Raw genomic sequence first — 8,984 nt, 5'->3', positions numbered from 1 at the left:
ACGTCGAGACGACCGAGGCCCCCGCCGAGAAGCCCCGCCGCCGCACCCGCAAGGCAGCGGAGCCCGTGGCGGAGGTGGCGGAAGCCACCGAGACCGAGGCCCCCGCCGCGAAGCCCCGCCGCCGCACCCGCAAGACAGCGGAGCCCGCGGTGGAGGTGGCAGAGGCCGCCGAGACCGAGGCCGAAGCCCCGGCCGCCAAGCCCCGCCGCCGCACCCGCAAGGCCGCGGAAACCGTCGTGGACACCGTCGAGGCCGAGATCCCCGCTCAGCCGACGGAGGAGACGAAGCCGCGCCGCCGTACGCGTAAGGCTGCGGAGGCTCCGGTTGCCGCCGAGGAAGCTACGGTCACCAAGCCGCGCCGCAAGCCCCGCAAGGCGGTTGCTGCGCCGGCCGAGGAGAGCTGAGCGCTCCGCTGAGGTTTGACGTCCGAAGGCCCGGCCCCCTGCGGGGGTGCCGGGCCTTCGCCGTACCGCTCCCCCTCAACTCCACGCCACCGCTTCCGAGTTCGGGCCCTCTGCCCGCCCCTGTCCCGGCGCTCCGCACCGGATCTCTCCCACCCACCCGATCCCCCGCCCCGCAGGACACCACCGGGAATGCAACGGCCGCCAAGCCGGCAGCTAGCCTCAAGGCATGAGCAGGCCCCCGACCTTCACTCCGCCCCCCGGCGTCGACGCCGGCCCCCTCAGGACCGCGCGCGGCGACTTCGCCACCCTGGACGCCCGCCCGGCCGGCGAGGCCAAGGGCACCGTCCTGCTGCTCCCCGGATTCACCGGGAGCAAGGAGGACTTCATCGCCCTGCTCAGGCCCCTCGCCGATGCCGGATACCGAGCCGTCTCCGTCGACGGCCGGGGGCAGTACGAGACCCCGGGCCCGCCGGACGACGAATTCCCGTACACACAGGGCGAGTTGGCCCTCGACGTCCTCGCCCAGGCCGACGCCATCGGTGAGGGCGACGGCAACGGCAACGGCGCACCCCACCTCCTCGGCCACTCCCTCGGCGGCCTCATCGCCCGCGCCGCCACCCTCCGCGCCCCCGCGCACACCTTCGCCTCGCTCACCCTGATGGCATCCGGCCCGGCCCTGATCGCGCCCTCCCAGCAGGCCCGCGCCAAGATGCTGACGGACGCGCTCGGCGTCCTGTCCATGACCGAGGCCTGGGCGGCGATCCAGGCCATGGACCCGCCGGAGGAGGCCGACCTCGACGGCGAGGTCCTGCGCGAGCGCTGGCTGCGGCACAGCCCCGCCCAGCTCATCGCCACCGGCAAGCAGCTCTGCGTCGAGCCCGACCGCGTCACGGAGCTCGCCGCCACGCCTCTGCCCAAGCACGTCATCTCCGGCGAGCGCGATGACACTTGGCCCATCCCCTGGCTCGACGAGATGGCCGAGCGGCTGCGGGCCCACCGCACGGTCATCGAGGGTGCCGAGCACTCCCCCAACACCGACCGCCCCGCGGAGACCGCCGCCGCCCTCATCGCCTTCTGGGACCGGATCAGCAGCCGCTAGTACTGCGTCTGCAGGTGCTCCCAGAAGCCGTCCCGCAGCGCCCGCCGCAGGTCCGACTGCCCCCGCAGTGAGTACGCGAGCAGCTTCTCGGCCTCCACCAGGAGCTCCTGGTCCACGGACCCCGGCAGGTACGGGTGCCCCGGCAGCAGGTCCACCAGCGCCGCGCGCCCCCGCGCGGCCAGCCACTTCGCGGCGATCTGCGCGCCCACGAACCGCACGTCCTCGCGGGCGGGCCGCGGCGTGCCCGCCGTCTCGTACGTCGCCGCGGCGCTGCGCCGGGACACGTACGGCTTGAAGAAGTCGAGGTCGAACGTGCGCTGGCTGTCGACCTCCCACAGCAGCGGCTCCGCCTGATTGCGGCCCTCGCTCGCCTCGATGCCCCACAGATGCACCCGCGCGCCGTACCCCTGCGCCGCCTCCACCGCCGAGACCAGGTCCTCGTCGCCCCCGATCAGAGCCGCGTCACTGATCGCCCGGTGCCGGGCGAGTGACTCCAGATCCGTCCGGATGAGGGAATCCACGCCCTTCTGCTGATTGTTCGCGTTGAGGTTGCCCAGGCGGACCTTGACGTCGGGGAGCTCCGCGATGGACTGCTGCTCCACGGTGTGGATGCGACGCCGGGCACCGTCGTACCAGTAGACGCGCAGCAGACGACTGTCCGCGAAGATCGTGCGCGCCTTGTCGATGAACGCCTCGATCAGCCCCTCGGCGTCCAGGTCGAAGGCACGCCGGTCCTCCGTGCCGACCGCGAGGCGTCCCGCCGCCGCGTACACGTACCCGGCATCGACGAAGATCGCGTGTGTGGACGGTGTCTTCGCCACCTCGGCGAGCATGCGCTCGAGGAGTCCGTTGGCGCGCTCCAGCTGGGCACTGATCTGGGCGCTGATCTCGATCTCGTCGTTCATCGGTGCCATTGTCCCGTTGGTCACGCAGCGAACACAACCGGTCTCGCTACTCGCGAGTAATTAGTCTGTCGAAAAATTTCCTTAGCGTAGGGAATGTTTGCTGGGGGCAACTCGTTCTACCCATATGGAACGCCGGACACTGCTGTCCCGGCGGCCGCAACTCCAGTAGTTCTCCTTCAGGAGGATGACCAGACGAAGGGAGAAGCCCTATGCGCTTCGAAATCATGCGACTCGACGACGTCGACGGCGCTGCCGTGGACCGGACCGTCGTAGACGCCGCCTCCGTCAATCGGATCGTGCAGCAGGCCGCAGCGATCGGCCAGCGCATCTATATCCGGCCGGCCGAATCCCCGGCCTCGTAACGCACAGGTTGCACTGATTGCACAGGTTGAAGGGCCCCCGTACACCTTTGGTACGGGGGCCCTTGGCATGCCCGGGGAGGCAGAGTCGAGGGGCCAGGGCAGAGTCGAGGGGTAGGGCTCAGTGGAGGGTCCAGGACAGAGTCGAGGGGCAGGGGCGGCCTGCGCCCGGCTCGCCCTAACTGCCGTTGATCACCTGGGTCACGCCGTTGATGATCTGCTGCACCGCGATCGCGGAGAGCATCATGCCCGCGAGCCGCGTCACCAGGACCACGCCGCCGTCCTTGATGACCCGGATGATCAGCAGCGAGTAGCGCATCACCAACCACAGCACGACGTGCATCGCCACGATCGCCGCCCATACGGAGAGCTGCGTGCCGACGCTGTCGGCGTCCTGGACGGCCAGGATGACGGAGACGATCGCGCCGGGCCCCGCGAGCAGCGGCATGCCGAGCGGCACGAGGGCGACGTTGACGTCCTTGGTCTGCTTCGGCTCGTCCGTCTTGCCGGTGAGCAGGTCGAGGGCGATCAGCAGGAGCAGCAGACCGCCCGCGATCATCAACGCGGGGACGGAGACATGCAGGTAGTCGAGGATCTGATGCCCCAGGACCCCGAAGACCGCGATGACGCCGAAGGCGACACACACGGCCTGGAAGGCCATCTTCCGCTGCACCTTGGCCGGGCGGCCGGAGGTCAGTCCGAGGAAGATCGGGGTGATCCCAGGGGGGTCCATGATGACAAAAAGGGTGAGAAAGAGGGATCCGAAGACGGCGACGTCGAACACAGTGATGGCCTTGCAGAGAGTGGTACGAAAACGCCGCGCGGAAGGGCGGCACTCAGGGGGAGGTGAGGGTTAAGCGGTAGCGCTTCCGCCCGCGCCCGGCACCGGGAACGCCCCGGTCGCGCGGCGCGTGATCTCCCCGTAGATCTCGGGGTCGGTGGTGAACTCCCCGAGCACACAGGTCTTGCGGCTGCCGTGGTAGTCGCTCGACCCCGTGGCCAGCAGACCGAGGTCCGCGGCGAGGCCGTGCAGCCGGGTGCGGGTGGCCGGGTCGTGGTCCATGTGATCGGCCTCGACGCCGTCGAGACCGGCGGCGGCCAGCGCCGCGATCGCGGCCTCGGGCACCACCTGGCCTCGCTTGACGGCCGCCGGGTGCGCGAAGACGGTGACGCCGCCCGCGGCCTTGACCAGGCGAATCGCGTCGAAGGGGTCCAGCTCGTGCTTCTCCGCGTACGCGCGGCCGCCGTCGGCGAGCCAGTCGGGCGTGAAGGCGTCCGAGACGGTGGGCACGACGCCCAGTTCCACCAGGGCTTCGGCGATGTGCGGGCGGCCCACCGAGCCGTCGCCCGCGATGCGCGCGACCCGCTCCCAGGTGACCGGGACGCCGAGCTCCTGGAGCTTGCCGACCATCGTCTTCGCGCGGGGCACCCGGTCGTCGCGCACGAGCTCGCGCTCGCGGGCGAGTTCGGGTTCGTCGGGGTCGAAGAGGTAGGCCAGCATGTGCAGGCCCACGCCGTCGAGGCGGCAGGAGAGTTCGGCGCCGGTGACGAGGGTGAGGCCCCGGTCGAGCGTTCCCAGGGCCGCGACGGCTTCCCCGTACCCGCGGGTGGTGTCGTGGTCCGTGAGCGCGACGACGTCGAGTCCGGCGGCGGCAGCGTTGCGCACCAACTGCGCCGGGGTGTCCGTGCCGTCGGATGCGGTGGAGTGGGTGTGCAGGTCGATGCGCACGACGCGGACTCCAGGCTCTGACGGGGCGGGGGCGGGGGCGGGCGCGGACCGGTCCACGAGGGATGGCCGCAGGGGGATGCTCAAGGATAACGGGACCGATACGCTCCGCCGCCCGCCGCAAGGGAGACACCCCTCACTCCACCGACGAACCGCCGACCCCTCGAAGCGCCGACCGCACACACCTCACGGCATCAGAATCCGCGGCGAAAGCGCCCCGCACGGCAGCAGGTCCACCTCTGCTCCCGCGTCCCGCAGGTCGGTGAGCACCAGCTCGTCGTACATCAGAAGTCCCGACTGCTCCGGCCACGCGATCGCCCACAGCCACAGGCCGCGCGCCTCACCCGCGAAGACCGCGCGATCGTCCGGCGTGCCCGCCACATGCCACATCGGGGTCGGCCGGCCCGCCGCGAGGAGCTTGGCCTGCGGTGGCTTCTCGACGTTCAGATACGGGCCGGGGTCCGGGCCGTCGATGCCCGCGTAGCGCGCGCCGAGGCCGACGCCGAGCTCCTCGGCGACCAGGACAAGCTCGCCCATGCCGCCGAGCGGCGCGGGACCCGAGCAGGCCACGGCGGTGGCGCGGCCGCCGCTGCGGTCGTCGCCCGCGCAGGCCACGCCCGTGAACAACCAGCCGACCGGCAGCGGCCACGGCATCCACACCGGCACCTGAGCGCGATGCACCACGACCTGGAGGGCCTCGACGCTGGGCGGGATCACAGGTTGCAGCGGATGCACCGTCCCGTGCACATCGCACTGCCAGGAGTCGGCAAAGAGACCGGGAGCCCTGACCCGGCCACCACACTTCGGGCAACTGGGTTCGCCCCTCATAGCGACCAACGGTCCTCCCCGGTCGTCGCCCCGTCAAGGACGATCACCCGTCCGGTGGCCCTGTCACCAGGCAAAACTAGATGTAGCTTGCATCTTTTAGCTTGGCTAACTAATATGTGTATACGTCAACGATCTCGACGGAAGCCGCTGAAGGAGCAGGCATGAACAGCAGTACAGGAGGAGCCCCAGCAGGACGCCCGGGAGGACCCTCCGCGGAAGATCCGTTCGACGAGGGGGTGACCAGCCTTCTGCGCCAGCCGAAGGCCGTCTGGGCCACCGCGGGCGCGTCCGTCGTCGCCTTCATGGGCATCGGGCTCGTCGACCCGATCCTCCCCTCCATCGCCAAGGGCCTCGACGCATCCGCGAGCCAGGTCTCCCTGCTCTTCACCTCGTACTTCCTGATCACCGCCGTCGCGATGCTGGTGACCGGGTTCGTCTCCAGCCGGATCGGCGGCAAGAAGACCCTGCTGCTCGGCCTCGCGCTCGTCGTGGTCTTCGCGGGGCTGGCCGGCACCTCGGGGTCGGTCGGCGAACTCGTCGGGTTCCGCGCGGGATGGGGCCTTGGCAACGCGCTCTTCGTGTCGACCGCCCTCGCCGTCATCGTCGGCGCCGCGGCCGGTGGCAGCGCCGCCGCGATCCTGCTCTACGAGTCGGCGCTCGGTCTCGGCATGGCGTGCGGACCACTGCTCGGCGCGGTGCTCGGCAACGCGAGCTGGCGCTACCCGTTCTTCGGCACGGCCGCCTTGATGGCGGTCGGCTTCCTGTGCATCACGGCGTTCCTGAAGGAGCAGCCGAAGCCAGCGCAGAAGACCTCACTGCTCGCACCCATCAAGGCCCTCGGCCACGGCGGGCTCGCGTCGGCCGCCGCCTCCGCGTTCTTCTACAACTACACGTTCTTCACGGTCCTGGCCTTCACGCCGTTCGTGCTGAACATGACCCCTTACAAGTCGGGCGCCATCTTCTTCGCCTGGGGTCTGCTGCTCGCGGTCTTCTCGGTGCTCGTGGCCCCGCGGCTGCAGGCGAGGCTCGGCTCGCTGAAGGTGCTCGGCGGCTCGCTGGTGCTCCTCGCGGCGGACGTGCTGGTCCTCGGGTACGGCAACCACGCCACGGCCATCGTCTGCACGATCCTGTCCGGCGCCTTCATCGGCGTGAACAACACCGTCTACACCGAGCTCGCACTCGGCGTATCGGACGCGCCGCGCCCGGTCGCCAGCGCCGGTTACAACTTCGTCCGGTGGTTCGCGGCCGCCGCGGCCCCGTTCTTCGCGCCGAAGATCGAGGAGTGGAGCAACATCCACATCCCCTTCGTGGTCGCGGCCGTCACGGCGGTGCTCGGCGCGGTCGTGGTCTGGGTCCGCAGGAACTCCCTCGCCCACGAGGCCGAGGCACTCGAACCGAAGCACGCCACCGAGGACAGCGTCACCGTCTTCGCCAACTGAGGCCCTGGGTAAGGAAACTCAGTCGAGGGACACGGACTTGCGCAGCGGATCGCGCAGGTCCGTTCCGCTGTTCAGCCAGCGCTCCTGGAGGGCCTGCGCGCCGTGCACCCGCTTCCACGCGCCCTCGTTCGGCGTCATGGGCAGCAGCGGCAGGAACCGTACGGGCTCCATCGGCTCGTCCAGCTCCAAGTCCTCCACCAGTCCGCCCGGCTCCGCCACGAGCACCGACGTGAACTGCGCGCCGGGCCACAGCGGTTCGCCCACGTCGAGCGAGGCACCGGGAGCCACGATCAGGCCCTCGACCTGGGGCGACGCGGCAAGGACGGCCAGGGGGCGCAACACCTTGTCCGTGTCGGCGACACCTCCTCGTACCGAGAGGATCAACTCCGCGCGCGGACCCTTCACCGGGTCGGCCAGAGCGGCGGTGGGATCGGCCATCGGCTGGGCCGACATGCCGAGGGTGGCGTATCTGACCACGTCCCCGTCCGTGAAGCGCAGCACTTCGACGCGGTCGGTGCCGAGGAAGGTCACCGCGGCGCGGGCGTCCGGTTCACCGAGGCCAGTACGGAGACGGGCTTCGACCAGAGCAAGAACATCAGCCATGACGCGAGCATAGAACTCGTCAGTGGTGGGTAAAGGCGGGGCTTGACTCTTCAGTCGGCTGATAGTGTTGGCCGCTGGTTCCGGGCAGCACGCAGAGCGCGCTTTCAAGCCCGGGCAGATGACTTCGCGCGCTACGCGCTTGGGACTTCCCCTACGGGGGACCGGCCGGAGGAGGTGGGGCTGCCATGGATCGAAGTCGACCGTGCAGTACCACCCGTTCTTCCGTCTGACACCTCACGCAGCTCTGTAGCTGCCACTGTGCGCCTGTACTCCCCGTGCTCGCGTGCGACGGAAGAGCACTTCGTTTCCACCTGATCTCTCTGAGTTCTCTGATCTGAGTCAGTAGCGAAGCTGCCACCGCGATGGTGCGGTGCTCCCCGCTTTGTGGACGTGCCAAACACCCGCAGCAGGACGTCCCCATTCCGGGTAGTTCCACCCGTCGCCGGCGGCCTCCGTCAAAGGAGCCTGCCCATGTCGATGATCCGTGACCTTCGCGCCGCCGTCCGCCCCTCACTCCGCAAGGACGGCAGCGCCTACAGCTCGTACGACACCACGCGCGACCCCACCGCCGCCTCCGCCGTCGTCGACTGCGCCGTCTACCGCGACGGCCGCCGCGCGGCCTGCCACGACACGCTCACGCCGCACGAGGCGATGCTCCAGGTCCGTCGCGACGGCGGCTTCGCCTGGATCGGTCTGCACGAGCCGACCGAGTCGGAATTCGCCGGTATCGCAGCCGAGTTCGGGCTGCACCCCCTCGCCGTCGAGGACGCGGTGCACGCCCACCAGCGGCCCAAGCTGGAGCGCTACGACGACACGCTGTTCACCGTCTTCAAGACGATCCACTACGTCGAGCACGCCGAACTCACGGCCACCAGCGAGATCGTGGAGACGGGCGAGGTGATGTGCTTCACCGGGCGGGACTTCTTCATCACCGTGCGGCACGGCGGCCACGGCTCGCTGCGTGCCCTGCGGCGCCGGCTCCAGGAGGAGCCCGAGCTGCTCGCCAAGGGGCCGTCCGCGGTCCTGCACACCATCGCCGACCACGTCGTCGACGGTTATCTCGCGGTCGCCGACGCCATGCAGGACGACATCGACGAGGTCGAGACCGAGGTCTTCTCCGCCCCCAGCAAGGGCAAGGGCTCCGCGCGCGGTGTCGACGCCGGACGGATCTACCAGCTCAAGCGGGAGGTCCTGGAGTTCAAGCGGGCCGTCTCACCGCTGCTGCGGCCCATGCTGCTGCTGAGCGAGCGGCCGATGCGGCTCGTCGACCCGGACATCCAGAAGTACTTCCGTGACGTCGCCGACCACCTCGCCCGCGTCCAGGAGCAGGTCGTCGGCTTCGACGAGCTGCTCAACTCGATCCTCCAGGCCAACCTCGCCCAGGCCGCGGTCGCGCAGAACGAGGACATGCGCAAGATCACCTCCTGGGCGGCGATCATCGCCGTCCCGACGGCCGTCTGCGGGGTCTACGGCATGAACTTCGACCACATGCCCGAGCTGCACTGGCGGTTCGGCTACCCGATGGTGCTCGGCCTCATCGCCGGCGCCTGCTGGACCATCCACCGCACCCTGAAGCGCAACGGCTGGCTCTAGGCGCACCCGGCAGGCGGCTCGATAGGCT

9 protein-coding genes and 1 pseudogene are annotated in these 8,984 nt (G+C 70.0%); 5 read left to right on the top strand and 5 right to left on the bottom strand.

Going from position 1 to position 8,984, the window contains the following annotated elements:
- Both ACZ5WE_RS17240 and ACZ5WE_RS17235 read left to right on the top strand, forming a co-directional pair.
- Nucleotides 1-404, top strand: a pseudogene (locus ACZ5WE_RS17240) (DEAD/DEAH box helicase); the annotation flags it as partial.
- A 226-nt stretch (nucleotides 405-630) separates the two neighbouring features.
- The gene (locus tag ACZ5WE_RS17235; RefSeq protein WP_467688811.1) at nucleotides 631-1,503 is read left to right on the top strand and encodes an alpha/beta fold hydrolase; all 873 of its coding nucleotides are present in this window, start codon (nucleotides 631-633) and stop codon (nucleotides 1,501-1,503) included.
- On the opposite strand, the gene ACZ5WE_RS17230 is transcribed toward ACZ5WE_RS17235, so the two are convergent.
- On the bottom strand, nucleotides 1,500-2,417 hold the full coding sequence (locus tag ACZ5WE_RS17230; RefSeq protein ID WP_467688809.1) for an NYN domain-containing protein: 918 nt from the start codon (nucleotides 2,415-2,417) through the stop codon (nucleotides 1,500-1,502). The genes ACZ5WE_RS17235 and ACZ5WE_RS17230 overlap by 4 nt on opposite strands.
- Nucleotides 2,418-2,617: 200 nt before the next feature.
- On the opposite strand from ACZ5WE_RS17230, the gene ACZ5WE_RS17225 reads away from it, so the two are divergent.
- Nucleotides 2,618-2,770 carry a hypothetical protein gene (locus tag ACZ5WE_RS17225; RefSeq protein WP_167829028.1) on the top strand — a complete coding sequence of 51 codons (153 nt, stop codon included), beginning with the start codon at nucleotides 2,618-2,620 and terminating at the stop codon, nucleotides 2,768-2,770.
- Between the two features lie 175 nt (nucleotides 2,771-2,945).
- Here the strand turns inward: ACZ5WE_RS17225 and ACZ5WE_RS17220 are convergent, their stop codons facing one another.
- From ACZ5WE_RS17220 to ACZ5WE_RS17210, 3 genes are all read right to left on the bottom strand, one after another.
- Nucleotides 2,946-3,551 (bottom strand): MarC family protein, encoded by a 606-nt coding sequence (locus ACZ5WE_RS17220; protein ID WP_467688807.1) that lies wholly within the window; start codon nucleotides 3,549-3,551, stop codon nucleotides 2,946-2,948.
- Nucleotides 3,552-3,620: 69 nt separating this feature from the next.
- The gene (locus tag ACZ5WE_RS17215; protein WP_467688805.1) at nucleotides 3,621-4,496 is read right to left on the bottom strand and encodes a PHP domain-containing protein; all 876 of its coding nucleotides are present in this window, start codon (nucleotides 4,494-4,496) and stop codon (nucleotides 3,621-3,623) included.
- Nucleotides 4,497-4,679: 183 nt separating this feature from the next.
- Nucleotides 4,680-5,321 carry a DUF6758 family protein gene (locus ACZ5WE_RS17210; RefSeq protein WP_249587912.1) on the bottom strand — a complete coding sequence of 214 codons (642 nt, stop codon included), beginning with the start codon at nucleotides 5,319-5,321 and terminating at the stop codon, nucleotides 4,680-4,682.
- A gap of 161 nt (nucleotides 5,322-5,482) precedes the next feature.
- On the opposite strand from ACZ5WE_RS17210, the gene ACZ5WE_RS17205 reads away from it, so the two are divergent.
- A complete protein-coding gene (locus ACZ5WE_RS17205) occupies nucleotides 5,483-6,760 on the top strand; it encodes an MFS transporter (protein ID WP_467688803.1) in 1,278 nt (425 codons plus the stop codon).
- A gap of 18 nt (nucleotides 6,761-6,778) precedes the next feature.
- Here ACZ5WE_RS17205 and ACZ5WE_RS17200 read toward each other — a convergent pair whose 3' ends face one another.
- Nucleotides 6,779-7,363 (bottom strand): suppressor of fused domain protein, encoded by a 585-nt coding sequence (locus tag ACZ5WE_RS17200; protein ID WP_467688801.1) that lies wholly within the window; start codon nucleotides 7,361-7,363, stop codon nucleotides 6,779-6,781.
- Nucleotides 7,364-7,834: 471 nt separating this feature from the next.
- Between ACZ5WE_RS17200 and ACZ5WE_RS17195 the strand changes: the two genes are divergently transcribed.
- Entirely contained in the window at nucleotides 7,835-8,956 is a 1,122-nt protein-coding gene (locus ACZ5WE_RS17195) for a magnesium and cobalt transport protein CorA (RefSeq protein ID WP_467688800.1), read from the top strand.
- The last annotated feature ends 28 nt before the right edge of the window (nucleotides 8,957-8,984 follow it).

The organism is Streptomyces sp. NPDC033180 (assembly GCF_055577645.1).
The sequence above is the reverse complement of the archived record's forward strand: the minus strand, read 5'-3'. Positions and strand labels throughout refer to the sequence as shown.

Bases quoted from the DNA above. Each gene is read 5' to 3' on its own strand.
- ACZ5WE_RS17210 (WP_249587912.1), bottom strand. From the start codon at position 5,321: ATGAGGGGCGAACCCAGTTGCCCGAAGTGTGGTGGCCGGGTCAGGGCT.
- ACZ5WE_RS17225 (WP_167829028.1), top strand. From the start codon at position 2,618: ATGCGCTTCGAAATCATGCGACTCGACGACGTCGACGGCGCTGCCGTG.
- ACZ5WE_RS17205 (WP_467688803.1), top strand. From the start codon at position 5,483: ATGAACAGCAGTACAGGAGGAGCCCCAGCAGGACGCCCGGGAGGACCC.
- ACZ5WE_RS17195 (WP_467688800.1), top strand. From the start codon at position 7,835: ATGTCGATGATCCGTGACCTTCGCGCCGCCGTCCGCCCCTCACTCCGC.
- ACZ5WE_RS17200 (WP_467688801.1), bottom strand. From the start codon at position 7,363: ATGGCTGATGTTCTTGCTCTGGTCGAAGCCCGTCTCCGTACTGGCCTC.
- ACZ5WE_RS17235 (WP_467688811.1), top strand. From the start codon at position 631: ATGAGCAGGCCCCCGACCTTCACTCCGCCCCCCGGCGTCGACGCCGGC.
- ACZ5WE_RS17230 (WP_467688809.1), bottom strand. From the start codon at position 2,417: ATGGCACCGATGAACGACGAGATCGAGATCAGCGCCCAGATCAGTGCC.